The 23,961-nt window shown below is 69.2% G+C and carries 24 protein-coding genes and 1 riboswitch; of the genes, 10 read left to right on the top strand and 14 right to left on the bottom strand.

The window, feature by feature from the left end; all coding sequences use genetic code 11:
- Positions 1-7: 7 nt before the first annotated feature.
- Both NV348_RS21565 and NV348_RS21560 read right to left on the bottom strand, forming a co-directional pair.
- Entirely contained in the window at positions 8-1,690 is a 1,683-nt protein-coding gene (locus NV348_RS21565) for an FAD-dependent oxidoreductase (protein WP_447148511.1), read from the bottom strand.
- Positions 1,691-1,703: 13 nt separating this feature from the next.
- On the bottom strand, positions 1,704-2,897 hold the full coding sequence (locus NV348_RS21560; protein ID WP_447148510.1) for a 3-ketosteroid-9-alpha-monooxygenase, oxygenase component: 1,194 nt from the start codon (positions 2,895-2,897) through the stop codon (positions 1,704-1,706).
- Positions 2,898-3,101: 204 nt separating this feature from the next.
- Here NV348_RS21560 and hsaA point away from each other — a divergent pair, with 204 nt between their 5' ends.
- Positions 3,102-4,265, top strand: a complete 1,164-nt coding sequence (hsaA, locus tag NV348_RS21555) for a 3-hydroxy-9,10-secoandrosta-1,3,5(10)-triene-9,17-dione monooxygenase oxygenase subunit (RefSeq protein ID WP_447148509.1) — start codon at positions 3,102-3,104, stop codon at positions 4,263-4,265.
- Between the two features lie 182 nt (positions 4,266-4,447).
- Here the strand turns inward: hsaA and NV348_RS21550 are convergent, their stop codons facing one another.
- Entirely contained in the window at positions 4,448-5,665 is a 1,218-nt protein-coding gene (locus tag NV348_RS21550; RefSeq protein ID WP_342801192.1) for an NADP-dependent isocitrate dehydrogenase, read from the bottom strand.
- 615 nt (positions 5,666-6,280) lie between these two features.
- A riboswitch (SAM riboswitch) is annotated at positions 6,281-6,391 on the top strand.
- Between the two features lie 80 nt (positions 6,392-6,471).
- On the opposite strand from NV348_RS21550, the gene NV348_RS21545 reads away from it, so the two are divergent.
- The gene (locus NV348_RS21545) at positions 6,472-7,788 is read left to right on the top strand and encodes a bifunctional o-acetylhomoserine/o-acetylserine sulfhydrylase (protein WP_447148508.1); all 1,317 of its coding nucleotides are present in this window, start codon (positions 6,472-6,474) and stop codon (positions 7,786-7,788) included.
- Positions 7,785-8,933 carry a homoserine O-acetyltransferase MetX gene (gene metX / locus NV348_RS21540; RefSeq protein ID WP_447148507.1) on the top strand — a complete coding sequence of 383 codons (1,149 nt, stop codon included), beginning with the start codon at positions 7,785-7,787 and terminating at the stop codon, positions 8,931-8,933. The genes NV348_RS21545 and metX overlap by 4 nt, the downstream gene beginning before the upstream one ends.
- 13 nt (positions 8,934-8,946) lie before the next feature.
- On the opposite strand, the gene NV348_RS21535 is transcribed toward metX, so the two are convergent.
- The gene (locus NV348_RS21535) at positions 8,947-9,591 is read right to left on the bottom strand and encodes a TetR/AcrR family transcriptional regulator (protein WP_447148506.1); all 645 of its coding nucleotides are present in this window, start codon (positions 9,589-9,591) and stop codon (positions 8,947-8,949) included.
- Between the two features lie 152 nt (positions 9,592-9,743).
- Here NV348_RS21535 and NV348_RS21530 point away from each other — a divergent pair, with 152 nt between their 5' ends.
- Positions 9,744-10,700: an oxygenase MpaB family protein gene (locus NV348_RS21530; RefSeq protein WP_447148505.1), complete on the top strand. Its 957-nt coding sequence runs from the start codon at positions 9,744-9,746 to the stop codon at positions 10,698-10,700.
- Between the two features lie 31 nt (positions 10,701-10,731).
- On the opposite strand, the gene NV348_RS21525 is transcribed toward NV348_RS21530, so the two are convergent.
- Complete coding sequence (locus tag NV348_RS21525) at positions 10,732-11,109, bottom strand: winged helix-turn-helix transcriptional regulator (RefSeq protein ID WP_447148504.1); 378 nt, start codon at positions 11,107-11,109, stop codon at positions 10,732-10,734.
- Between the two features lie 69 nt (positions 11,110-11,178).
- On the opposite strand from NV348_RS21525, the gene NV348_RS21520 reads away from it, so the two are divergent.
- Entirely contained in the window at positions 11,179-11,820 is a 642-nt protein-coding gene (locus tag NV348_RS21520) for a nitroreductase family protein (protein ID WP_447148503.1), read from the top strand.
- On the opposite strand, the gene NV348_RS21515 is transcribed toward NV348_RS21520, so the two are convergent.
- Entirely contained in the window at positions 11,813-12,139 is a 327-nt protein-coding gene (locus tag NV348_RS21515; RefSeq protein WP_019045205.1) for a DUF3017 domain-containing protein, read from the bottom strand. The two genes, NV348_RS21520 and NV348_RS21515, sit on opposite strands and share 8 nt — an antisense overlap.
- Before the next feature lie 99 nt (positions 12,140-12,238).
- Here NV348_RS21515 and NV348_RS21510 point away from each other — a divergent pair, with 99 nt between their 5' ends.
- From NV348_RS21510 to NV348_RS21500, 3 genes are read left to right on the top strand one after another with little or no spacing between them, the layout of a single operon-like run.
- Positions 12,239-12,703, top strand: coding sequence for a tRNA (cytidine(34)-2'-O)-methyltransferase (locus NV348_RS21510; protein ID WP_447148502.1), 465 nt, complete (start codon positions 12,239-12,241; stop codon positions 12,701-12,703).
- A 33-nt stretch (positions 12,704-12,736) separates the two neighbouring features.
- Positions 12,737-12,976: a FitA-like ribbon-helix-helix domain-containing protein gene (locus tag NV348_RS21505; RefSeq protein WP_447148501.1), complete on the top strand. Its 240-nt coding sequence runs from the start codon at positions 12,737-12,739 to the stop codon at positions 12,974-12,976.
- Entirely contained in the window at positions 12,966-13,373 is a 408-nt protein-coding gene (locus tag NV348_RS21500; RefSeq protein ID WP_447148500.1) for a type II toxin-antitoxin system VapC family toxin, read from the top strand. The genes NV348_RS21505 and NV348_RS21500 overlap by 11 nt, the downstream gene beginning before the upstream one ends.
- Before the next feature lie 9 nt (positions 13,374-13,382).
- Here NV348_RS21500 and NV348_RS21495 read toward each other — a convergent pair whose 3' ends face one another.
- The 7 genes from NV348_RS21495 to NV348_RS21465 all read right to left on the bottom strand — a co-directional run bounded on the left by NV348_RS21495 (position 13,383) and on the right by NV348_RS21465 (position 20,510).
- Positions 13,383-13,610, bottom strand: a complete 228-nt coding sequence (locus NV348_RS21495) for a DUF167 domain-containing protein (RefSeq protein ID WP_447148499.1) — start codon at positions 13,608-13,610, stop codon at positions 13,383-13,385.
- On the bottom strand, positions 13,570-14,529 hold the full coding sequence (locus tag NV348_RS21490; RefSeq protein ID WP_447148498.1) for a DUF4349 domain-containing protein: 960 nt from the start codon (positions 14,527-14,529) through the stop codon (positions 13,570-13,572). The genes NV348_RS21495 and NV348_RS21490 overlap by 41 nt, the downstream gene beginning before the upstream one ends.
- Positions 14,530-14,576: 47 nt before the next feature.
- Positions 14,577-15,011, bottom strand: a complete 435-nt coding sequence (locus NV348_RS21485) for a type II toxin-antitoxin system VapC family toxin (protein WP_447148497.1) — start codon at positions 15,009-15,011, stop codon at positions 14,577-14,579.
- Positions 15,008-15,250, bottom strand: a complete 243-nt coding sequence (locus tag NV348_RS21480) for a ribbon-helix-helix protein, CopG family (RefSeq protein ID WP_447148496.1) — start codon at positions 15,248-15,250, stop codon at positions 15,008-15,010. The genes NV348_RS21485 and NV348_RS21480 overlap by 4 nt, the downstream gene beginning before the upstream one ends.
- A 39-nt stretch (positions 15,251-15,289) precedes the next feature.
- On the bottom strand, positions 15,290-16,066 hold the full coding sequence (locus tag NV348_RS21475) for a M48 family metalloprotease (protein WP_447148495.1): 777 nt from the start codon (positions 16,064-16,066) through the stop codon (positions 15,290-15,292).
- Between the two features lie 304 nt (positions 16,067-16,370).
- Positions 16,371-19,988 carry an error-prone DNA polymerase gene (locus tag NV348_RS21470; RefSeq protein ID WP_447148494.1) on the bottom strand — a complete coding sequence of 1,206 codons (3,618 nt, stop codon included), beginning with the start codon at positions 19,986-19,988 and terminating at the stop codon, positions 16,371-16,373.
- Between the two features lie 66 nt (positions 19,989-20,054).
- Positions 20,055-20,510, bottom strand: a complete 456-nt coding sequence (locus NV348_RS21465; protein ID WP_447148493.1) for a hypothetical protein — start codon at positions 20,508-20,510, stop codon at positions 20,055-20,057.
- A 132-nt stretch (positions 20,511-20,642) separates the two neighbouring features.
- Here NV348_RS21465 and NV348_RS21460 point away from each other — a divergent pair, with 132 nt between their 5' ends.
- Entirely contained in the window at positions 20,643-21,614 is a 972-nt protein-coding gene (locus NV348_RS21460) for an SDR family NAD(P)-dependent oxidoreductase (RefSeq protein WP_447148492.1), read from the top strand.
- A gap of 82 nt (positions 21,615-21,696) precedes the next feature.
- Complete coding sequence (locus NV348_RS21455; RefSeq protein ID WP_447148491.1) at positions 21,697-22,917, top strand: cytochrome P450 family protein; 1,221 nt, start codon at positions 21,697-21,699, stop codon at positions 22,915-22,917.
- On the opposite strand, the gene NV348_RS21450 is transcribed toward NV348_RS21455, so the two are convergent.
- Positions 22,897-23,820 (bottom strand): ferredoxin family protein, encoded by a 924-nt coding sequence (locus tag NV348_RS21450; protein WP_447148490.1) that lies wholly within the window; start codon positions 23,818-23,820, stop codon positions 22,897-22,899. The two genes, NV348_RS21455 and NV348_RS21450, sit on opposite strands and share 21 nt — an antisense overlap.
- Between the last annotated feature and the right edge of the window lie 141 nt (positions 23,821-23,961).

Genomic DNA, 23,961 nt, shown 5'->3' with positions numbered 1-23,961 from the left:
GCTGCGCTCACCGCGACTTCTCGGGCAAGAGTGCCGCTTCGACCAAATCCTCGACCGTGACGAACTTCACGCGTGGCCGCCCGGCGGCCTTGCCCGCCGTCTGCTCCGCCGCGTCGATGGCCCGCCAGCCGTCGCGGCCGACCTGGTAGGGCGCGCGCTCGGCCAGCAGCGCCGCCAGGTCGGCGCGGGTGCGCTGGGGCGCGGCCAGTGCGCCGTTCACGAAGTCCTCGATCAGCTGATCGACGGTCTGCTCCGCATCGACCCGGTTGGAGCCGATGACACCCCGGGCCCCGCGCTTGATCCAGCCGCACACATACACGCCCGGCACCGGATTGCCATCACGGACAACCCGGCCACCTGCATTGGGGACGATGCCGGCGCGCTCGTCGAACGGCAGGTCTTCGATCGGCGCACCGCGGTAGCCCACCGAACGCAAGACCAGCGACGCCGCCAGCGTGCCGGTACGGTCGCCGGCCCGGGCGACAGTGCGCCCGTCGATCGCGACCAGTTCGTTGTGCACGTACTCGATGCCGTCGACCCGCCCGTCGCCGGTGACGGCGGTCGGGGAAGCCGAGTAGCGGAAGACGATCCGCTTGTTTCCCGGGGTGCGCGGACCGTGCGCGTATTCCTGCGCGATGGTGTGCTTGAGCCGCAGCGCGAACTCGGCGCCGGGATCGTCGAGCTCGGCCCGCGAGATCGGATCCAGTTCCAGATCACCGGGATCGACGATGATGTCGACGCCGTTGAGGTACCCCAGCGCCAGGAATTCCGGTGAGGTGTAAGCGGCCTGCAACGGCCCGCGGCGGCCGAGCACAACCACCTCGGTGATTGTGCTGCGGCGCAACGCGGCCAAGGCGTGATCGGCGATATCGGTGTGCGCCAGCTCATCCGGGTCCACCGTCAGCACCCGGGCAACATCGAGGGCCACATTGCCGTTGCCGATGATGACGGCCCGCTCGCCGGAGAGATCGAATGCCCGGTCCGCGTACTCGGGATGCCCGTTGTACCAGGCCACGAATTCGGTGGCCGAGTGGCTGCCCGGCAGGTCCTCTCCGGGCACGCCGAGGCGCCGGTCGGTGGCCGCGCCGACGGCATAGATGACCGCGTGGTGGTGGGCCATCAGCTCCTCGTGCGAGATATCCTTGCCGACCTCCACATTCAGCCGGTACTGCAGCGCGTCACGCCGGAAGGCCGATTCGAACTGGTCCACCACTGCTTTGGTGCCGGGATGGTCGGGCGCGACCCCGGAGCGGATCAACCCGTAGGGCGTTGGCAGCCGATCGAACAACTCGACCTCGACGTCCGCGCGACGCAGCAGTTCCGCGGCGGCGTAGCAGGCAGCCGGTCCCGCGCCGACGACAGCGACCCGCAGGGTGCCCAGCGCCCTGGGTACGCGCCCTGGCTCGGTCAGGGGTTCGGTGGTCGATTCCAGCGGATATCGCTGGAACCAGGCCGCATTGATGTCGCGGAACCGCTCCAGCGACGCGCTGAGCTCGTCCGCGGGGAAGATGGCGCCGACCGGGCAGGCATCGGCGCAGGCCCCGCAGTCGACACAGGCCACGGGGTCGATGTAGAGCTGCTCGGTGGTGGCGAATTCGGGTTGATCGGCGGTGGGACGGATGCAATCCACCGGACATTCGGGGATGCAGCCGGCGTCGTTGCAGCACCGCTGCGTGATCACATAGGCCATCGGGAGTCGATCCTCACGCGTTCGTCGGATGGGGTGCGGGGCCGGCTTTGCGGAGGTTCTCGGCGACTTCGGCTTCCCAGACCGCGTTGGCGGTGGTGGTGTCGACCTCGAACTCGAAGCGCTGCGAGGACTTCGGGTCCACGTCGGCGACATCGACGAAGAACTGGTCGTACCAGCGGCGCAATTGGTAGACCGGGCCGTCCTCGGCGCAGAGCAGCGGATTCTCGACCTTGGACTTGTGCTTCCAGATCTCCACGTCCTGCAGGAAGCCGACGGCGATGCCCTCGGTCATTTTCGTGGCCAGCCGCTCGGCCTGCTCGTCCGGCAGACCTTTCGGCTTCTCCAGCGTGATCCCGTACTGCAGCACGAACGAGTCCTGGGTGACCGGGTAGTGGCAATTGACCAGGACGCTGTTGACCTCGTAGCCGCTGTAGATGTTGGTCAGCGGGTTGATCATGTACGAGGGCCCGAAGTACGAGGCCTCCGATTTCAGCAGTGTGTCACCGCCGTACTTGTTCACGATCCCGACATCGGGGCGGCCCTTGGTCTCCAGGAACTGGGTGGCGATATGGCCCTCGAAGACGTTCTTGAAGTACGTCGGGAAGGCGTAGTGGATGTAGAAGAAGTGGGCCATGTCGACGATGTTGTCGATGATCTCGCGGCAGTTGGCGCCCTCGATCAGGATCGTGTTCCAGGTCCACGGCGTCCAGGCGGCGCTGTGGGTGTCGACGGGGCCGCCGTTGCCGTCGCTGTACGGTCCCTCGATATGGGGGATGGTCACCTCGGGTGCGGGCGCGTTGCCCTCGTGGTCGTGCCAGACGAAGAGCTGACCGTTGCGCTCGAGGCTGGTCCAGGTCCGGGTGCGGGCAAGCGGCGGGACCCGCCGCGCGTACGGGATGTCCCGGCATCTGCCGTCGCCACCCCAGCGCCAGTCATGGAACGGACAGGCCACCTCGTCGCCCTTGATCGTGCCCATGGACAGGTCACCACCCAGGTGCCTGCAATACGCGTCGAGCACCTGCAGGCGGCCGCTGGTGTCGGCCCAGACCACGAGCTTGGTGCCGAACGCCCTGATCGAGTGCGGTCTGCCGTCGCGGAAGGTCTCGGCGAGGCCGAGGCAATGCCAGCCCCTGGCGTAGCGGGTGGGCGCCGAGCCCACGTCGATCTCCCGGACCTGTCGGCCGCTGTCCTGGGCGTTCGTGGCCATCACCCACTCCTCGAGATGCTAGAACGAGTTACAGAATCGACACATTTTCGGGCGCCGGCCGTCGGCGAACCAATGGCCGAAAGTCCTAGATTTCAGGGACTTATTCCGTCCCGAACCAAGCCTTTTGGGTGCTCGACACTTTTTGTAACCGGTTCTAGTTTTGTGGCGCAGCAATCGCCCCTACCAGCCCGGAGTTTCGCGACAATGACCCAGGACATCATCGACCGAGTAGCCGCCGTGCTGCCGCGTCTACGTGCGCGCGCCCAGCAGACCGAAGACCTGCGCCGGATTCCGGACGAATCCATCGCGGACCTGCGCGACACCGGGTTCTTCACGCTCCTGCAACCGCGACAGTGGGGTGGCCACGCCGCCGACCCGGTCGTCTTCTACGACACCGTCCGCACGCTCGCGAGCGCGTGCGGGTCCACCGGTTGGGTGGCCGGCATCCTCGGCATCCACAACTGGCACCTGGCCCTGTTCGACCAGCGGGCACAGCAGGATGTCTGGGGCGCCGATACCGACGCGCGCGTCGCGTCCTCGTATGCACCCATGGGCGCCGCCACCAAGGTCGACGGCGGCTACCTGGTGAACGGCGCCTGGGCGTGGTCGTCCGGCTGCGACCACGCCGACTGGGTCTTCGTCGGCGGCCCGGTGCTCGCCGACGGCAAGCCGGTCGACTTCGGCAGCTACCTCATTCCGCGCAGCGACTACCGCGTCGACGATGTCTGGAACGTGGTCGGCTTGCGCGGCACCGGATCCAATACGGTCGTCGTCGACAACGTGCTGGTGCCGGAACACCGCTTCCTCAGCTTCCGGACGATGGCCGAATCGACGTCGCCGGGCCTGCGGACCAATGCCGATCCGGTCTACCGGATGCCCTGGGGCACAATCCATCCCACCACCATCTCCACCCCGATCGTCGGCATGGCCTATGGCGCGCTCGCGGCGCACATCGAGCACCAGGGCACCCGGGTGCGGGCCGCCTACGCGGGTGAGCACGCCAACGCCGACCCGTTCGGCAAAGTCCGCATCGCCGAGGCCGCCAGCGATATCGACGCGGCGTGGCGGCAGCTGTCCGGGAATGTCGCCGACGAGTACGCCTGCTTGTTGGCCGGCCGGGAGATCCCGTTCGAACTGCGCGCCCGGGCCCGCCGCGACCAGGTGCGCGCCACCGGCCGCGCCGTCGCATCGATCGACCGGCTCTTCGAGGCGGCCGGCGCCACCGCACTGACGAACAGCACAGCACTGCAACGGTTCTGGCGCGACGCGCATGCCGGTCGGGTGCACGCCGCCAACGATCCCGAGCGCGCCTACGCCATGTACGGCACACACGCCTTCGGCCTGCCGGTCGTGGACACGATGGTGTAACCCACGAGCCGGCTCCGGCCGCACGCGACGCAGCGCGCACAACGGCCCGGTGGGTGCCCCGGTTCTCGCGAGAACTGGGGTACCTACCGGGCCGGGCGAACTCCGCCCCCGCTGATCCGCCGGTCGCCGACGCGGGTCTCGCGCCGCCTGAGTCCGAATCGCCCAGCGGCGGGATCGCTACCTCACTTGAGGGCGCGCGCCAGGTTGACGTCGAGCGCGCCGAGGAACTCCTCGGTGCTCAGGTAGCCCTGGTCGCCGCCGACGAGCAGCGCCAGATCCTTGGTCATCTGGCCGCCTTCGACGGTCTTGATGACGACGTCCTCGAGCGCCTGCGCGAAGCCGATCACCTCGGGGGTGTTGTCCAGCTTGCCCCGGTGCTCCAGGCCACGGGTCCAGGCGAAGATCGACGCGATCGGGTTGGTCGAGGTCGGCTTGCCCTGCTGGTGCTGGCGGTAGTGCCGGGTGACGGTGCCGTGCGCGGCCTCGGCCTCACAGGTCTTGCCGTCCGGGGTGAGCAGCACCGAGGTCATCAGGCCCAGCGAGCCGAAGCCCTGCGCCACGGTGTCGGACTGCACGTCGCCGTCGTAGTTCTTGCAGGCCCAGACGTAGCCGCCCTCCCACTTCATGGAGGACGCGACCATGTCGTCGATCAGGCGGTGCTCGTAGGTCAGGCCCGCGGCGTCGAACTCGGCCTTGAACTCGGCGTCGAAGACTTCCTGGAAGGTGTCCTTGAACATGCCGTCGTAGGCCTTGAGGATGGTGTTCTTCGTGGAGAGGTACACCGGGTAGTTCTGCTGCAGGCCGTAGTTGAACGAGGCCCGCGCGAAGTCCTCGATGGACTTCTTGAAGTTGTACATACCCATGACGACGCCGCCGTCCTCGGGCATCTTCACGACCTCGTGCACGATCGGCTCGCTGCCGTCCTCCGGGGTGAAGGTCAGCGTGACGGTGCCCGCCTCGTAGACCTTGAAGTCGGTGGCGCGGTACTGGTCGCCGAAGGCGTGGCGGCCGATGATGATCGGCTTGGTCCAGCCGGGCACCAGGCGGGGCACGTTGGAGATGATGATCGGCGCGCGGAAGATGGTGCCACCCAGAATGTTACGGATGGTGCCGTTGGGCGAGCGCCACATCTTCTTGAGGCCGAACTCCTTCACCCGCGCTTCGTCCGGGGTGATGGTGGCGCACTTCACGCCGACGCCGTGCTTCTTGATGGCATTCGCGGCATCGACGGTGACCTGGTCATCTGTCTTGTCGCGATACTCGATGCCGAGGTCGTAGTACTCGAGGTTCACGTCGAGATACGGGTGGATCAGCTTGTCCTTGATGAACTGCCAGATGATCCGGGTCATCTCGTCGCCGTCGAGTTCTACGACGGTGCCTTCAACCTTGATCTTGGACATGGATCTTCGTGTCCTCCTCGGTGGGTGCCCTTATTGCACGGCCAGGCGAACACGCTTGTGAGCGGACCCCAGCAGTTCCAACAGACAACGTATATGCCCCGCGTTGTCTGCGGGACGTGTGGTGCAAACAAGACGAGCGTACTGCTGCCCCCCACCTCACCGCGATGGGAGGGCCCGCTGTGCGGGACTCCGCTCGCCGCGACGCCGATCAGGGCGCGAGTGACCGAAGACACTGCCGGCCGGTGCCCGGCATACGCTCGCCTCCCAACCTACTCGGCGGGCGCCTCGCCAAGTGCGCTGTTCGCCGTTACCGCCCGGTACGCAGCGCCGATCCGAGTCCGGGGCCAGCGGCTGAATCCGAAGACGATCGGCACCGGGCCGAGCGTCACCGTGACGGCACCGGGCACGCCGTAGCCGCCGAGGCACGGCGAACGCACCCCGCAGACCGCGGCCGAGGAACAGCTGCGACCCGTCCTGCGCGGCTCCGCCGCAGCTGCGGCGCCCCGCCGGAACTCGACACGCCAGGGCCCGGCACACCGGCGACAGAGTGATCCAGGCGACGAAACCGGGGGAAGTTTCCGCGCGGACGCAATGGCCGGTTAACATGACGGCCAAGGTCATGAGTACCAGTGCCAAGCCCCGGCTCGCTGGTCGGCAACCCTCCAGCTGCGGTGGGGTGCTCCGGGTGATGACCGGGCTCTCGAAGGCCGAGAGCAAGCGCGCATCGCAGGAGGCCCCCATGTGTTGTTGTCCGTCGATCCAACCCATCTGACGCGATATACCGGCGAACAACCCTGGAGCTTTACATGACCGACTCCACCCTGCCCGAGAACTGGTCCTTCGAGACCAAGCAGGTCCACGCGGGCCAGGCCCCCGACGCGGCCACCAACGCGCGGGCCCTGCCGATCTACCAGACCACCTCATACACCTTCCGCGACACCGATCACGCCGCCGCGCTGTTCGGTCTCGCCGAGCCGGGCAACATCTACACCCGGATCATGAACCCCACCCAGGACGCGGTCGAGCAGCGCATCGCCGCGCTCGAGGGTGGCGTCGCGGCGCTGCTGCTGGCCTCGGGCCAGGCCGCCGAGACCTACGCGATCCTGAATCTGGCCAACGCGGGCGACCACATCGTGTCCAGTCCGCATCTCTACGGCGGCACCTACAACCTGTTCCACTACTCGCTGCCCAAGCTGGGCATCGAGGTCTCCTTCGTCGAGGATCCCGACGATCTGGCGCAGTGGCAGGCCGCCATCCGGCCCAACACCAAGGCCTTCTACGGCGAGACCATCGCCAACCCGAGCAGCGCCGTGTTCGACATCCCCGGTATCGCCGAGATCGCGCACAAGGCGGGCATCCCGCTGATCGTCGACAACACCGTCGCGACCCCGTACCTGATCCAGCCGCTGGCCCACGGCGCCGACATCGTCGTGCACTCGGCGACGAAGTACCTGGGCGGGCACGGCGCGGCGGTGGCCGGCGTGATCGTCGACGGCGGCACCTTCGACTGGACCGTGCGCGACGCCGACGGCAACGCCCGCTTCCCCGGTTTCACCGTGCCCGATCCCAGCTACCACGGTGCGGTCTTCGCCGACCTGGGCGCGCCCGCCTTCGCGCTCAAGGCGCGCGTGCAGCTGCTGCGCGACCTGGGTGCGGCGGTGTCGCCGTTCAACGCGTTCCTCATCGCCCAGGGCATCGAGACGCTGAGCCTGCGGGTCGAGCGGCACGTGGCCAACGCCGAGGCCGTGGCGAAGTTCGTCGCCGAGCAGCCGGGCGTCGAGGCCGTCCACTACGCGGGGCTCGAGACCTCGCCGTGGCACGCGCGGGCCAAGCAGCTGGCGCCCAAGGGCGCTGGCGCGATCGTCGCGTTCGAGCTGCGCGGCGGTGTCGACGCGGGCAAGAAGTTCGTGGACGCGCTCAGCCTGCACAGCCATGTCGCTAACATCGGTGATGTGCGTTCTCTCGTGATTCACCCGGCGTCCACCACGCACTCGCAGTTGACGCCCGAAGAGCAACTGGCCTCCGGCGTCACCCCGGGGCTGGTCCGGCTCGCCGTGGGCATCGAGGGGATCGACGACATCCTGGCGGATCTGCGCGCCGGTTTCGCGGCGGCGAACACGTGACTGTGAGCACCGAATCGCCGATCGCCCGTCCCGCGACCGGGGTGGCCCTGCTGCCACCGCCGGACGGGCGACTCGGCGTGGTCGCCATCGGGGATGTGGTGCTGGAGAACGGCGCCGTGGTCCCCGATGTGCGGCTGTCGGTGCAGCGCTGGGGTGAGCTCTCGCCCACGCTCGACAATGTCGTGCTGGTCGAACACGCCCTCACCGGCGACTCCCACGTCATCGCCAGCGCCGACAATGCCCAGCCCGGCTGGTGGGAGGGCATGGTCGGCCCCGGCGCGCCGATCGACACCGACGAGTGGTGTGTGATCGCGACGAACGTGCTCGGCGGCTGCAAGGGCAGCACCGGGCCGTCCTCGCTCGCGCCCGACGGCGCGCCGTGGGGTTCGCGTTTTCCCGACCTGACCATCCGTGACCAGGTCACCGCCGAGGCACAGCTGCTCGATCTGTTCGGGATCGAGCGGCTGGCCGCCGTCGTCGGTGGGTCGATGGGCGGCATGCGGGTGCTGGAGTGGATCGTCGGACAGCCGGGACGGACGGCGGCCGCGCTGGTGCTGGCCGTCGGCGCCCGCGCCACCGCCGACCAGATCGGCACCCAGACCACGCAGATGGCCGTCATCAAGGCCGACCCCGACTGGCAGGACGGCGATTACCACGGCACCGGCCGCGCGCCGATGACCGGCATGGGCCTGGCCCGGCGCATCGCGCACCTGACCTACCGCACCGAGGGCGAACTCGACCACCGCTTCACCAATCGTCCCCAGGGCGACGAGGATCCGTGGACGGGCGGGCGCTACGCGGTGCAGAGCTATCTCGAGCACCAGGCCGAGAAGCTGTGTCAGCGGTTCGACCCGGCCACCTACGTGCTGCTCAGCGAGGCCATGAACCGCCACGACATCGGTCGCGGCCGGGGCGGGATCGCCGCGGCGCTGGCCGCGACGACGGTTCCGGTCGTGGTGGGCGGCGTCGACTCCGATCGGCTCTACCCGCTGCACACCCAGGCCGAGCTGGCCGAGGGGCTGCCGGGCTGCGCCGGGCTCGAGATCGTGCACTCGCGCGACGGACACGACGGCTTCCTCACCGAGGCCGCCGCGGTGTCCAAGCTGCTCACCGAAACCATGCGGCTGGCCCGCGAGAACCGCTGACGCCCAGGCTGTTTCAGTCCCGCGTCGTCCCGGCCAGCAGGGTCATGATCGAGCGCACGTAGTCCTGGAGCCGTTCGCGCGGATACTCCTCGGGCTCGCTGACCGCGAGCCTGCCGAGCATCTCGGCGACGGTGAGGGTCGAGTTCGCGAGCAGGCCCGCGTCCATCGCCGACCAGCGCGGTGACATGGCGATGCCAACGCGGACAAGGGCTTCCGCACGGGCCAGGATCTCCGCCCTGGCCGTCGTCAGCGCCGCGCGATACTCGTCCGGCGCGCTCGCCGGGGTCGCCAGGATCAGCCGCCAGCGGGTCGGATTCGCCAGCGCCACACCGACGAACGCCTCGACCGTCGCCGAGGCGGCGGCGAGCGGATCGGTGTCGAGCAGGTTCTCCGGCAGGGTCTCGGCGATCTGCTCGAGGCCGCGTTCGCGTTCGCGTGCCAGCAGGGCCTCGACGAGTTCGGCGCGGGTCTTGAACACGGTGTAGAGCACCGGTTTGCCGACGCCCGCCTCCTGCGCGACGGCCTCCATGCTCAGTTCGTGCAGTTCCATCCGGCCGAGTACGGCGAACGCGGCGTCTAGGAGCTGAGCCCGGCGTTCGTGCGGTGGCAGGCGCGGGGCATAGCGGCGCCGCGGTCGTTGTTCCTGCGTCGCGGTCACGCGCTCCTCCTGTCGTTGCCCAGACGATACCCCGGTGGCGGCCACTCGGCATCAATCCTACGCAATCGTTGTATTCACTTCGGGCAATTGCTACGATGGTGTTGTATTCATTGGCGAGGGGCGTCCTCGGCAACTGCAAAGGAGCAGGTGCAATGGCATTCGATGCGTCGACTCTGCGTCGCGACGACTACGGCTTCTTCGGGCCGGACTCCCCCACCTGGAAGGTGTGGGCGGCGCCGACCGCGCTGATCGGCTTCCAGCGCGCGGTCACCCTCGAGCACTTCGACCCGTTCCTGACCGCCGCGGTGGCCGATTCGCACGGGATCTACGACAATCCCGCCACCCGCCTGGACCACACGCTGTCCTACTTCCTGCTGGTCGCGCTCGGCGACGGCCGCACCGCCATCCAGGCCGCCGAGCACCTGATGAAGGTGCACGCACCGATGACGGGCATCGAACCGATCAGCGGCAAGCGCTACAGCGCCAACAACCCCGACTCCCAGCTGTGGATTCACGTCACCGGCTGGCATTCGGTCCTCAAGGCCTACGAGATGTTCGGCCACGGCCCGCTGAGCCCCGCCGAGGAGGACCGGTACTGGGCCGAGTGCGTGATCGCGGCCGAACTGCAGACCTGCAAACCCGCGGACGTGCCACGCAATCGCGACGAGGTGCGCGCCTACTTCGCGCGGGTCCGGCCGCAGTTGTGCGTCAGCGAGCGGGCCGTAGCGGCGATGCACTTCCTGCTGTGGCCGTCGGCGAACAAGGGCATGACGTTCGCGGTCGGCGGCCGGGTGCTGTCGCTGGCGACGATCGCGACGCTGCCCACCTGGATGCGCAAACTCGGCCGGTTCGATCTGCCGGGCATCGTCGACGCGTCGGCGCGGGTCCCGTGGAAGGCGCTCGTGTGGGCCACCTCGCGCCGCGACAATCGCGGACTGATCCTGGCCAGCCCGTACGTCGCGAAGATGACCGGGCAGATCCTGGCCGCCCACGCCGCCGCCGGCACACCGCACACCCGGTCGACGATCAGTCCGGGCGAAGCCCGCGAGCGCTACGGCAACACCGGCACCCACAGCCTGTGGGAGCAGCGGGTCGCCGAGTCCGCCTGATCGAGACGGCGCTACGGCGGGCCCGGCGCGGTCAGGACGACGCCACCCGCCTGGCCTGCTCGATGCGATTGATATTCGTCTCGACCCACTCCCGCAGCGCGGCGATCGGTTCACGCAGGCTGTGGCCGAGGTCGGTGAGGGTGTACTCGACGCGCGGCGGGACCGTGGGATACACCGTGCGCGCGACGAATCCGTCGTGCTCGAGCTGCCGCAGGGTCTGGGTGAGCATCTTCTGGGAGATGCCGTCGATGCGTCTGCGCAGATCGGTGTAGCGCAGGGTGCCGCCGGCGAGGGCGTCCACGATCAGCACCGTCCACTTGCCCGCGATGTGGTCGAGGACCTCGCGGGTGGGGCATTTGGCGGAGTAGACGTCGGCGGGCAGGCCGGTGGCCTCGTGAATCGTGCGCACCTCGCCGAGTCTAACGCACAAAAAGGTGCCTACTTCCCAAAGGAGAGTGACTCTCCGATAGTAGGAATCATGATCACACAGACACTTTCGGTCACCGAGGCCATCCGCACCCGCCGCACCGTCCGCCACTACCGGCCCGAGCCGCTCGAGCCCGCACTGCTCGACGAATTGCTCGACCTGGCGGTGCAGGCGCCGAGTGCCTGGAACATGCAGGATCGCTCGATCGTCGTCGTCACCAGTGCCGAGGGCCGCAAGGCGCTGTCGGAGGCGGCGTTCGGTCAGCCGCAGCCACTGGAGGCGCCCGCGGTGCTGGTGTTCGTCGCCGATCCGACGGCGTGGACCGGGGCCAACACCGATATCGCCGAGCAGGCGACGCGCAACGGGGCGTGGAACGAGCAGTTCCTGGCGAAGTTCGACTCGCGCGCCGACTATCACTCGATGCGCGAGCGTGGGCTGCTGCGCGAGAACGCCGTGAAGAACGCGATGATCGCCGCCACCTATGTGATGCTCGCCGCGACCGGGCTCGGACTCGATTCGGCCCCGATGAACGGATGGGACGAAGCGCTGGTGAAGCAGGCGATCGGCATCGACCCGGACGCCGAGCCGGCGATCGCGGTCATGGTCGCCGTCGGCTACGGCGCGGGCACGCCGCCGCACCCCGGCCGCAGGCCGCGCGAGCGCGCGGTGTTCACCGAGCGCTATCTCAGCTGACGCCGAGGGTGTTGATGGTGGCGGCGAGGAAGACGATCGCGCTGCCGAGAGCGGTCAGGGTGGCCACGTCGAACGGACGGCTGCGGACGGCGAGCAGGCCGACCTGCACCGTCGGCAGGCACAGCCGGAAGGCGGCGGCCACCAGGGCCGCGCTGCCGAAGATGATCGCGCCGCGCCGCCACCGATCCCAGGCGACGAACACGACCGCGACCAGGATCAGCGCACTCACCACGGTCATCGGCAGGTGACTGCGCAGGTACTGCTCTCCCGCACTCAACCGCACGACCCGATGCTTCCCGGTCGTCTCCGCCTTGTTCACGGCCCCGATTGTTCCAGACGCGGCCGCCGGGCGGGCGCGCCGAGCCCGATCGGTGGGGCGAACCGAGCGCGCGAGCCCGGCATGACAGAGTGATGCGCTGTGCTGCACCTGATCTTTCACAACCCCGTGATCCCGCCCAACACCGGCAATGCGATCCGGCTGGCCGCGGGGACCGGTTGCGCGCTGCATCTGATCGAACCACTCGGCTTCGACCTCTCGGAGTCGAAACTGCGCCGGGCCGGGCTGGACTATCACGACCTCGCGGTGGTGACGGTGCATCCCGACCTGGCGACGGCATGGGCGGCCATCGAGCCGGACCGGGTCTTCGCCTTCACCACCCAGGCCACCACCCGCTTCACCGAGGTCGCCTACCGCGACAACGACGCCCTGCTGTTCGGCACCGAACCGACCGGCCTGCCCGCCGAGGTCCTCGCCGACCCCCACATCACCGACCAGGTCCGCATCCCGATGCTGCCCGGCCGCCGCTCGATGAACCTGTCCAACGCCGCGGCGGTCTCGGTCTACGAGGCCTGGCGCCAACTGGGCTTCCCCGGCGCCGTATAGCAGTCGGCGCTATTTCAGCGCTAAAATAGCGCTATGGCTACCATTCAGGTCCGGGACATTCCCGACGAGGACGCCGAGGTGTTCCGCCGACGTGCCGAAGCAGAGGGTATGTCGTTGCAGGCATACATGCGACGAGAGTTGATCGCCGCCGCCCGTCGCCGTTCGAAGACGGAGGCGATGGCGGCCATCCGCGAAGCGCTCGAGCGCGACACGAGCGAGGGAGCCGATCGCGAGTCGATCCTGAGCGCGCTGGACGACGCCCGTGGCGAGTGACGAGTACGTGCTCGACGCCTCGGCCGCCTCGACCGCGCTGCTGCGCAAGGATGCCGTCGGGACCGCCGTCGCACGGCTGATCGAGACCAGCACCTGCCACGCACCACATCTCATCGATGCCGAAGTCGGCAATGTGCTGCGCCGCCATGAGCGCAAGGGCCTGATCGACCCCGATACCGCCACGATCGGCCTGCGCATGCTGGCGACGATGGTCGATCGGCGCTATGCCCACCAGGGATGGCTCAGCGAGCAGGCCTGGCTGCTCCGTCACACGATCACCTTCTACGACGGCCTCTATGCCGCGTTGGCGGCACGACTCGATGTTCCACTGCTCACCAGTGACGCACGGCTCAGCAAAGCACCCGGATTGCCATGCCGGGTCGAGGTTGTCGACTGAGCTCCGGCGTCAGGCGTCGATGTCGAAACGCTTGAAACGGGAGGTGGCGCCGCCGGTCAAGCGCACCGCGGATTTGGCGACGCCGAAGTGGTCGGCGAGGAGTTCGATGGCGGCCTTGTTGGCCTTGCCCTCGACCGCGGGGGCGCGGACGTAGAGGGTGAGGGTGCCGTCGTCGGCGACTTCGACCAGCGGGCCTTTACGGCTGTTCGGTTTGATCGTCGCCCGTACGGTCGGCATCGGTCGGTTCCTCCTTGTGTCCCCCGGTCGGGGCGGCCGCAGGGGTGTGCGCGACGGGTGGCACGGGGCGGCGACGGCGCAGCACGGTCCGCAACACCAGCCAGATCACGCCGCCGAGGACGGCGACGAAGCCGAGCCACGGCACCGCCTTGCCCACGAAGACGATGGCGTCCTGGAGCCAGTCGATCAGCGAGTTCCAGCCGGAGACGATGCCATCCCAGAAGTTGTCCGGATCGCCGGGGGCGTCCTTGTCATCGGCGGTGAAGGTGAGGGTGAGCGTGGACAGCGCCACCTGGTCGTCGAGCGAACGCTTCTGCGCGGTGAGGCTGTCGAGTTCGCCCTGCCTGCTCGCCAGCGCTTCCTCCGCGGCGATCAGATCGGCGGTGTTGGTCGCGCCGGCCATGAGCGCGCGCAACCGGTCGACCGAGGCGCGCAGGGCGCTGATGCGGGCGTCGAGGTCCTGCCACTGCATGGTGACGTCGTCGCGGTTGGTGCTCACCCTGGTGACGGTGCCGACCCCGTCGAGTCCGGTGATGAAGGTGTCGGTCTTGTCCGCGGGCACCCGCACGCTGAGGACGGCGCGCGGGGTGCGATCGTCGGTCCCCGGCTGTTCGGTGCGGCTGTCGATCCGCCCGCCGAGGACGCGCACCTGCTCGGTGACCTCCGCCGCCGCGCCGATCGGATCACCCGAGGTGACATCGACCGACCCGGTGATCACCTCTTTCCGGTCCGAATCCGGCGGCGCCGGACTCTCTTTCGCCGGCGCCCCCTCCCGGTACCCCGGCGCCACCGCCGCGGCCGGCCCCGAGATCGTCGGCGAGGACGCGTGATCGGCCGGACTCTCGCTCGCATCGTCCCCGCACCCGGCCAGGAACACCAGCCCGAGCACCCCGATCATCACCACGGCAAGCTTGCGCATGATCGCAGCGTAGTGCGCCGACCGCCCGAGCGGGCGCACCCGCGGATCTACAGATCCGCGGGCAGGATGCGGAACGCGTGGACGCCGGGGGTGAGTGGTTCGATCGCGCGGAAGTCCCGCTGGTCCAGGGTGAAGATGCAATTCGTCCGGTATTTGTCCGCCAGCGCGACACCGACCGCGTCGGCGAGGTCGAGCCGAAGGCCCTCGTACTTGGCCCGGATGAGCTGGGCCGCAGCGAGATCGACGTGTTTGAGCTCGGCGAGCCGGTAGCGTCCGGCGAGCATGCGGGCCATCAGCGCTTCGGTGACCTGCATCGCCGCCTCGAAACCGAGATCGCGGTGCACGAGATGGTCCAGCTCGGTGAGGACCAGCGGTGAGATCACCAGAGTCTCGGATGCCATGACCGCGAGCGCCTGTTCGTGCTCGGGCTGATCGGCGTCGAACGCCGCGAACAGTGCCGAGGTGTCGGCGACGATGATCATCGACGAGCCGACCGCGACTTGATGTGGTCGTAGATCGCCTGATCCATCTCGTCGGCGGTACGGGCACGACCGCTGCGGAACACCGGCAACGGCGAGTCGTTCTTCGGCACTTCGGAAGCATCGAGCAACATGGCGATCCCCCGGCGAATGAGTTCAGCCTTGCTGACCCCGGTCGCGGCAGCTTCGGCATCGAGCCGGACCTCCAACTCCTCGGGGAGGTACACGGTCGTCTTGATCATGCCACATATGGTACCACCCGTAAACCAGGAAATCGCAGGTCAGCGGGTTCGGTGGGCGTAGCGGTCGAGTTCGGCGAGGCGGTCGTCCAGGCGGGGGTGGGTGGCGAGCAGGGTGGGGACCTCGGTGGGGTGGGCGGAGCCGGGAACCGTCGAACGGTCGTACACGAGTTGCAGGACGTAGCGGAAGTCGTCGAGGTAGCCGAGGTCGACGACAACGCGGTCGGCCAGGTATTCGAGGCGCTGCGACAGCCGGGGCCGGATCACCAGCTGGGTAGCGGCCAGGGCCAGGGCGAGTGCGGCGCCCCAGGGGCCGAGCAGCAGGGCGAGTGCCGCGAAGAGCAGGCAGGCGGCGGTGCCGTAGACCAGGACGGCCGGGGCGGCGAGCAGCGTGGTCGCGGCGGCCACGCCGAGAGAGGAATAGCGCAGGGCGGCGATCACACGGTTCGACAATCGCAACAGGCGCGGATGCAACGGGACCATCAACCAGTCCGCCGGCGCGAAAACAGCGCGTACCAGCCACTCGAAGGGCCACCGATACCAGCGGATCACCGACCGCCAGGTGCTGGTGCCCTGCAGGCGATGTCCGAGCTCGTGGGCGACCAGCGCTTCGAGCTGACGCTCGGTGAACGCCTCGACGGCAGCCCGCGTGACACTGACGTAGCCGCTGGCGTTGACGGCTCCGTTGACGGCATCGGAATGCATGACCCACACCGTGGTCGTGGCGGCGGGCACACCGGCGGTCTCGGCGACCCTCGCCCACGCGCGATTCACCCGGTCGTGTTCGTCCGGCAGGTTCCGTTCCGACGACAACGCCATCGCCCCCAGCATGAGCCGGCCGGCGCCAGCCCAGCACCACCGGACCCGACGCCGCCCACAGCACGGCGACCAGCACCGCAACCCAGTTCGCCGGCAGCGCCGCGGTTCCCACCAGCAGCCAACCGCTCAGCACGATCGATGGCAGCGATGCCAGCAGATCCACCACGGCCCAGTGGTAGCCCTGCCGGTAGGTCACCGACAGGGTGTTCAGTTCGGAGTGCGACATGTGGCCCCCACGATTCGATGCTCCACTTCCTTGATACCGCAGCGACTCCCGGATGTCCGGCATCGATTCAGCAGTGGTTCAACGGAAGTCGCGGGAGCGGGCGGCGATGGTGAGGTCGAGGTGTTCGAGGTGGTCGGCGAGGACACTGGCCGCGCCCTCGGCGTTCTGGACCCGGCCGCGGATCAGCAGGGCGGTCGCGTTCTGGGCCAGTCGGCGGTAGCGGGCCCAGAGACCCACCGAACAAACGACATTGACCATGCCGGTCTCGTCTTCCAGATTGAGGAAGGTGACGCCCGCCGCGGTGGCGGGACGCTGCCGATGGGTGACCGCGCCCGCGACCAGGATGCGGGTGCCGTCTTCGACGAGCAGCAGGTCGGCGGCCGGGACGACACCGAGCGAGTTCAGGTGCGCGCGCAGGAATTCGGTGGGATAGCTGCCGGGTGAGATGCCGCTGGCCCAGACGTCGGCGGCGGCGAGTTCGAGTGCGCTCATGCCGGGTAGGGACGGGGCGACGGTCGCCGGGCCGGTACCGGGCAGGAGGTGCGGACGCTCACCCGCCGCGGCACCGGCGGCCCACAGCGCGGCCCGGCGCACGCTGCTGCCACGCCCGGTGACCGGGCGCTCATCCGCCCGAGCGGCCGAATCCGGCGGTACGCGCACCGTCTCACCCGCTCGCTCCACCGGCGTGGCATCGTCGACCGCGGCGGCCCGACTCGCCCCGGCCGGGGCACGCCGCGCCGCGGCACTGCGGAGTCGCTGCTCGTCGGACCCGGATATCGTGTCGACCAGGCGGTCCAGCGCACCCGCGGTGGCGAGTGACTCCGCCTGGGCGACAGTCAGTTCCACGCGTCCGGTGAGGTCGAGCATCGACGTGTACTGGCCCGCCTCGGTGCGCTGGGCGACGATGCGGTCGGCGAGGGCGGCGCCGATGTGGCGGACGCCGGCCAAGCCGAGCCGGATCTCGGTGCCCATGTTCTCCAGGGTGGCCTCGGCCAGGCTGGCGTTGATGTCGGGCCCGTGCACGCGCACACCGTGGCGGCGGGCGTCGGCGACCAGCGACTGCGGGGAGTAGAAGCCCATCGGCTGGGCGCGCAGCAGTCCGGCGCAGAACGCGGCCGGATGGTGCAGCTTGAACCAGGACGAATAGAACACGATCGAGGCGAAGCTCTGCGAATGACTTTCCGGGAAGCCGAAATTGGCGAAGGCGTAGAGCTTCTCGTAGATGCGGTCGGCGGTGTCGCCGGTGATGCCGTGCAGGTCGCGCATGCCCTGGTAGAGGCGGTCCTTGAGCCGTTCCATCTTCTCCGGTGAGCGCTTGGAGCCCATGGCGCGGCGCAGCTGGTCGGCTTCGGCGGCGCTGAACCCGGCGACATCGACCGCCATCTGCATCAGCTGCTCCTGGAACAGCGGAACGCCCAGCGTGCGCTCGAGTGAATTCTTCAGCGCCGGATGGTCGTAGACGACCCTCTCCAGCTTGTTCCGCCTGCGGATGTACGGGTGCACCGACCCGCCCTGGATGGGGCCGGGCCGGATCAGCGCCACCTCCACCACCAGATCGTAGAAGGTGCGCGGCTTCAGCCGGGGCAGCGTCGCCATCTGCGCGCGCGACTCCACCTGGAACACCCCGATCGAGTCGGCGCGCTGCAGCATCTCGTAGACGGCGGGTTCGGCGAGATCGAGCGCGTGCAGTTCGACCGTCTCGCCCTTGTGCTCGCGCACCAGGTCGATCATGTAGTGCAGCGCCGAGAGCATGCCGAGACCGAGCAGGTCGAACTTCACCAAACCGACGGCGGCGCAATCGTCCTTGTCCCACTGCAAGACGCTGCGCCCGGCCATGCGCGCCCACTCCACCGGGCACACGTCGGCGATCGGCCGATCGCAGATCACCATGCCGCCGGAGTGGATGCCCAGATGCCGGGGCAGGCCGTCGAGTTCGCCGGCGAGCTCGAGCACCGGCGCCGGGATATCGGTGCCCCGCTCCGCCGACACCCCCGACCAGCGGCTCACCTGTTTGCTCCAGGCGTCCTGCTGACCCGGCGAGAAGCCCAGCGCCCGTGCGGCATCGCGCACCGAGGACTTGCCGCGATAGGTGATCACGTTGGCAACCTGGGCGGCGTAGTCGCGGCCGTACTTGGCGTAGACGTGCTGAATGGCCTCCTCGCGCCGATCGGATTCGATGTCGACGTCGATGTCGGGCGGGCCGTCGCGCTCGGTGGACAGGAAGCGTTCGAACAGCAGGTCGTTACCCACCGGATCGACATTGGTGATGCCGATGGCGTAGCAGACCGCGGAGTTGGCGGCCGAGCCCCGGCCCTGGCACAGGATGTCGTTGTCCTTGCAGAAGTCGACGATGTCGTGCACCACCAGGAAGTACCCGGGGAAGGTCATCTTCTCGATCACCGCGAGCTCGTGCTCGATCTGCGCGTACGCCTTCGGATTCCGCTCCGGCGGACCATAGCGCCGCGCCGCGCCGCGATAGCTCAGCTCGCGCAGCCACGAGTCCTCGTCGTACCCGGCGGGAACGTCGAACGGCGGCAGTTTCGGGGCGATCAGGCGCAGGTCGAAGGCGCACTCGCGGGCCAGTTCCACCGCGTTGGCCACCGCGTGTGGATACTCGGCGAACAGCGCGGCCATCTCCGCGCCGGACCGCAGATGCGCGCCGCCGGTGGACGGGAGCCAGCCCGCCATCGCGTCGAGGCTGCTCCTGGACCGGATCGCGGCCAGCGCCATGGCCCGGCGACGCTGCGCGGGCGAGGCGAAATGCGCGCCGGTGGACGCCAGGACCGGCAGCCCGAGACGGTCGGCGAGCGCGACCAGGTACTCGTTGCGCTCGTCGTCGGTGGCGATGCCGTGGTGAGTGAGTTCGACGCTCACCCGGTCGGCGCCGAAGCGCTCGATCAGCTCGCGCAACGCCGCTTCGGCTTTCGGCAGCCGCGTGGCGCCCGCGCGCAGGTCCTGTTCCATGGCCAGGCGCAGATGCCCCTTCCGGCATCCGGTCAGGATGTGCCAGTGCCCGGCCGCCGCGGCGGTGAGCGTATCGAGGTCGTAGCGCAGGACGCCCTTCTCCCCGGCCGCCATGTGCGCCGCCGACATCTGCCGCGACAGCAGGCGATACCCCTCTTGCCCGCGCGCCAGCACCAGCAGGTGCGGTCCGTTCGGGTCGGGAGTTCCCGTGCGCGGCAGCGCGTCCGGGGCGTTCTCGTGCCCGCCGGCCGCACCCCGGGGATCGCCGATGGGCCGTAAGCCACCCCGGGGAACAGAACGGCGCCTGACCGCATCCCCTCGGCCAGGCGCCGCCTCCGCATCGGTTCCCAGTGACAGTTCGGCACCGAAAACCGTTGGCATTCCCCATTCTCTGGCCGCCTCGGCGAACCGGACGGTCCCGTAGAACCCGTTGTGATCGGTGAGCGCGAGCGCCTCCAGCCCTAACCGCACCGCCTCCTCCACCAGCTCCTCCGGCTGACTCGCGCCGTCGAGGAAGCTGTAGGCGGAGTGGGCGTGCAGCTCGGCGAAGGGCACCGTCGGCGCGGTGGGCCTGGCGATCGAGTCCGCCTCGTACGCACCGCGTTTGCGCGACCAGGCGGGGCTGTCACCGCCGTCGCCGGGATGCATCTGCGCGGCGGGACGGCGCGACGGCTTGCCCGACAGCACCCGTTCCAGCTCCGACCAGGTCGGCGGACCGTTGCTCCAGCCCACGCACCCACTCCTCTCACGGCCCCCGCATCACCTTCACCTCCCACTCGAGCGCGGTTGCCCGACCCCTCAACTCGCGGGCAAACGCTCCATCGATCGCGATTCCAGCGCGGCCTCCACATGCCCCAGACCCGACCGGATCACCGCGCCGTAGGCATCGTTGGCGAGCACGTCCAGGTGCCCGCGCGCGATGGCCAGCTGCATGCGCGCCATCTCGAAATCACCGACGCGGCGGTGACTGTCGGCCAGATTCAGATACAGCGAGGGCAGGAACCCGCGCAGCCCCTCGTCCAGCGGGATGCCCGGCCCGAACACCGCGGCCAGGGCCCGCTGATCCCAGAGCAGCGCGCCCTCCGGCAACTCCTGCACATCCGCCAGGTGATGTGCGATCACGCAGCGATGCAACGGGTCGCCGCCTTCCCCTACCTCGTCCCAGAGCCTGGTCAGCGCCGCGCGCGCCGCATCCGGGTCGCCACCGCCGAGCCGCACCGCGGCATAGATATCCGCCATCCGATCGTCCGCCATGCGACCCAGTATCGCACATACGTTCGAATATTGGCGAGAGGGGTTCGAACATATTTTCGAGTTTTCCGCCAGACCTGGTACCGGAACTTACTTTGGAGTAAGTTCGAGGGAACGAGCTGCAAAGGAGCAGTGATGTCACAGGTTTCTTCCGGCGCCCAGGGTCGGCGCGGTCGGCGGCGGCACGATCTGACCGGCAGCCATGTCGTGATCACAGGCGCGTCGTCCGGGATCGGGCGGGCCGCCGCGCTGGCGGTCGCCGACAAGGGCGCCGTCGTCTTCCTCCTCGCCCGCCGCGGCGACGAACTGGGCGCCGTGGTCGCCGAGATCGTCGCCGCGGGCGGCCGGGCCTACGGCTATCAGTGCGATGTCACCGACGCCGAGTCCGTCGAGTCGACCGTCAAGGCGATCCTCGACCAGCACGGCCACGTCGACATGCTGGTGAACAACGCGGGCCGCTCCATCCGGCGCGCCATCCACCGCTCCACCGACCGCATGCACGACTTCGAACGCACCATGGCGGTCAACTACTTCGGCGCGCTGCGGATGACGCTGGCGCTGCTGCCGCAGATGCGCGAACGCGGCTTCGGCCACATCGTCAACATCTCCAGCGCCGGCGTGCAGGTCGCCACCCCGCGCTTCTCCGCCTACCTCGCCAGCAAGGCCGCGCTGGACAAGTTCACCGAGGTCGCCGCCATCGAAACCCTCGCCGACGGCGTCACTTTCACCACCATCCACATGCCGCTGGTGCGCACCCCGATGATCGCCCCGAGCGGCGACCAGGGCCCCTCCGAGTCACCGGAGTGGGCCGCCGCCACCATCGTCCGCGCCCTCACCGAGCGCCCCAAGCGCATCGATGTCCCACTCGGCACCTTCGCCGAATACGGCGCCCTGCTCACCCCCAAACTCCGCGACCGCATCCTGCACCGCTACTACCGCGCCCTGCCCGACTCCCCCGCCGCCAAGGGCGAATCGGTCGACCCGACCGAACCGGCCGACGAACCGGCGGCACCCCGTCCCGCGCCGAAACCGAAGTCACCGGCGCGCAAGGCCACCGGCAGCGCCCTGCGACGCGCCGCGCGCTGGGTGCCGGGTACGCACTGGTGAGTCGCGCCGAACCTATTGTGTCCCAATAGAATTCGTTCGATTGCTCGGTTCCGCGGCCGCGGTGGCGGCGTAACCTGGGAGTATGGCGGCGAAGCACTCGGGCCCTGCGACGGTCGAGACCATCGGTAGCGATTTCTACGACGATCCGCATTCCTACTATCGGCGGTGGCGGGCGCGCGGGATCGCGCATCGGGTTCGGTTTCGGGACAACATCGTCCGGTGGGTGGTGGTCGACTACGCGGTGGGGCGGGCGCTGCTGGCGGACCCTCGGCTGCACAAGGGCATCGAGGAACTCGCGGCGATCATGGCGAACCGGACCGGCACGCTGGTCGACAGCCGGGCGCTGGTGCTGTCCGATCACATGCTCAATACCGACGAGCCGGGTCACACCCGGCTACGCAAACTGGTGAACAAGGCCTTCACCACCCGGCAGGTGGCGGGGCTGCGGCCGCGCATCCAGGAGATCACCGACGCGCTGCTCGACGGGTTCGCCGCCGAGGACGAAGTGGATCTGATGGCCGTCTTCGCCAATCCGCTTCCCGTGGCGGTGATCTGCGAGCTGCTCGGCGTGCCGTTCGCGGACCGCGACCGTTTCCAGGCCTGGACCAGGCTGCTCGTCGGCGTGCACCGGCTCACCCAGGACGGCGCCACCGCCGCGATCGAGATGCACGCCTATCTGTCGGAGCTGGTGCGCGCCAAGCAGGAGCGGCCCGCCGACGATCTGCTCTCGCGGCTGGTCCTGGCCGACGACGACGGCGACCGGCTCACCGACCAGGAGCTGGTGGCGATGGCGTTCCTGCTGCTCGTCGCCGGGCACGAGACCACCGTCAACCTGATCGGCAACGGCACGCTCGCGCTCCTGCGCGCACCCGAGCAGTGGCGGGCGCTGCGCGACGATCCCGCCGGCGTGCCCGCCGCGATCGAGGAGTTCCTGCGCTTCGACGGTCCGGTGAACATGTCGACCGAGCGGGTGACAGCCGAGCCGATCACGGTGGGCGACATCGAGATTCCCGCGGGCGAGTTCGTGCACGTCGCGCTCGTCGGCGCCAACCGCGACCCACAGCGTTTCCCCGACCCCGACGCTCTCCGGGTCGACGGCGCGGCGAGCGGCCACCTGGCCTTCGGCCACGGCATCCATTTCTGCGTCGGCGCGCCGCTGGCCCGCCTGGAGGCCGAGATCGCGTTCACCACGCTGCTGGCCCGCTGCCCCGGCTTGACCCTCGCCCCCGGCGCGAAAGATCCGCGGTATCAGGCGAGCACGCTCATCCGCGGGCTGACCGAGCTACCGGTTCGCCTGCACTGACAGTTCTTCCACCGCGGCGGTTTCCAGGGAGGTGGCCGGTTTCGGCGCGCCGCCACAGCTGGCCTGGCGGGGCGGGGCGGGCACCGTGCGGGCGGTGACGCGCCAGCGGCGGCCGTCGCGGTGGGTGACGATGGCGGCGCCGGCCAGGGTCGGGTCGTCGGTGTGGTTCGGGTCGGGCTCGACGACCAGCGCGTCGGCGGGCAGCGCCGGGAACCGTTCGCGGACAGCGACTTCGGCGAGCTGACCGATCGGGTCGTAGCAGCTGCGGCCGCGCAGGCCGGTGAGCGAGACGGCGCCGGTGTCGGCGGCGGCGAGCATGGACTCGGCGGCCGCGGCGTCGACCCGGCCGTAGGTGAGACCGGACGGCAGCAGGACGACGGCGGGGGCGAAGCGGTGACCGCCGGTGTGCGAGGCCTCCCAGACGCGGTCGGGATGGGCGGCGCCCAGGGTGGCGGCGATCGGGCGGCCGAGCCGGGCGCAGCACTGGTCGCGTTTGCCGTGCGCGCACACCAGGACCAGCGGATCGTCCACGCGCACACCGATTCCCGGCGGCGGGCCGTCGACGAGATGCAGGTCGATGTCGAGGAGCTGACGCAGGTCGGTGATCTCGAACCGCTCGCACCAGGAGCCCTCGGGACGCGAGCTGACCAGCAGGACGGTGCGGGTGCCGGTGAACTCGTTGCGGCCGGGGCGGCGGATGAGGGTCGGCCGGACCTTCGCCGCGGTGGTGCGCGCGGCCAGTTCGGCGGTGATCTCCGGGCCGAGCACCTCGTCACCGAGCACGTCGTGACCCCAGGCGCCGGGATGCTCGACGCACAGCCAGCCGGTGACGTGGGCCGCGGTGCCGAGCAGGGACAGGCCGGTCGCGGCCACCGAGCACGACATGCTCTCGAACGGGTTCATGACGGCTCCTTCCGCGACCGATGTCCGGCCGATCCGGAACAGGCGTCGTTTCACTGTAGAGCCGATTCCGGCCCCGCCGGTAAGGGCACCCTGTGTTCTAGGCCGCAGTCGCAATTGTCGGGCTCATGACCCGGTGTCCCC

It is taken from the genome of Nocardia fodinahabitans, assembly GCF_052983615.1.
The sequence above is the reverse complement of the archived record's forward strand: the minus strand, read 5'-3'. Positions and strand labels throughout refer to the sequence as shown.

Bases quoted from the DNA above. Each gene is read 5' to 3' on its own strand.
- NV348_RS21480 (WP_447148496.1), bottom strand. From the start codon at position 15,250: ATGATCAAGACGACCGTGTACCTCCCCGAGGAGTTGGAGGTCCGGCTC.
- NV348_RS21505 (WP_447148501.1), top strand. From the start codon at position 12,737: ATGGCTACCATTCAGGTCCGGGACATTCCCGACGAGGACGCCGAGGTG.
- NV348_RS21455 (WP_447148491.1), top strand. From the start codon at position 21,697: ATGGCGGCGAAGCACTCGGGCCCTGCGACGGTCGAGACCATCGGTAGC.
- NV348_RS21465 (WP_447148493.1), bottom strand. From the start codon at position 20,510: ATGGCGGACGATCGGATGGCGGATATCTATGCCGCGGTGCGGCTCGGC.
- NV348_RS21560 (WP_447148510.1), bottom strand. From the start codon at position 2,897: ATGGCCACGAACGCCCAGGACAGCGGCCGACAGGTCCGGGAGATCGAC.
- NV348_RS21475 (WP_447148495.1), bottom strand. From the start codon at position 16,066: ATGGCGTTGTCGTCGGAACGGAACCTGCCGGACGAACACGACCGGGTG.
- NV348_RS21565 (WP_447148511.1), bottom strand. From the start codon at position 1,690: ATGGCCTATGTGATCACGCAGCGGTGCTGCAACGACGCCGGCTGCATC.
- NV348_RS21550 (WP_342801192.1), bottom strand. From the start codon at position 5,665: ATGTCCAAGATCAAGGTTGAAGGCACCGTCGTAGAACTCGACGGCGAC.
- NV348_RS21450 (WP_447148490.1), bottom strand. From the start codon at position 23,820: ATGAACCCGTTCGAGAGCATGTCGTGCTCGGTGGCCGCGACCGGCCTG.
- NV348_RS21485 (WP_447148497.1), bottom strand. From the start codon at position 15,011: ATGATCATCGTCGCCGACACCTCGGCACTGTTCGCGGCGTTCGACGCC.
- NV348_RS21460 (WP_447148492.1), top strand. From the start codon at position 20,643: ATGTCACAGGTTTCTTCCGGCGCCCAGGGTCGGCGCGGTCGGCGGCGG.
- NV348_RS21545 (WP_447148508.1), top strand. From the start codon at position 6,472: ATGACCGACTCCACCCTGCCCGAGAACTGGTCCTTCGAGACCAAGCAG.
- NV348_RS21495 (WP_447148499.1), bottom strand. From the start codon at position 13,610: ATGCCGACCGTACGGGCGACGATCAAACCGAACAGCCGTAAAGGCCCG.
- hsaA (WP_447148509.1), top strand. From the start codon at position 3,102: ATGACCCAGGACATCATCGACCGAGTAGCCGCCGTGCTGCCGCGTCTA.
- NV348_RS21520 (WP_447148503.1), top strand. From the start codon at position 11,179: ATGATCACACAGACACTTTCGGTCACCGAGGCCATCCGCACCCGCCGC.
- NV348_RS21490 (WP_447148498.1), bottom strand. From the start codon at position 14,529: ATGCGCAAGCTTGCCGTGGTGATGATCGGGGTGCTCGGGCTGGTGTTC.
- NV348_RS21530 (WP_447148505.1), top strand. From the start codon at position 9,744: ATGGCATTCGATGCGTCGACTCTGCGTCGCGACGACTACGGCTTCTTC.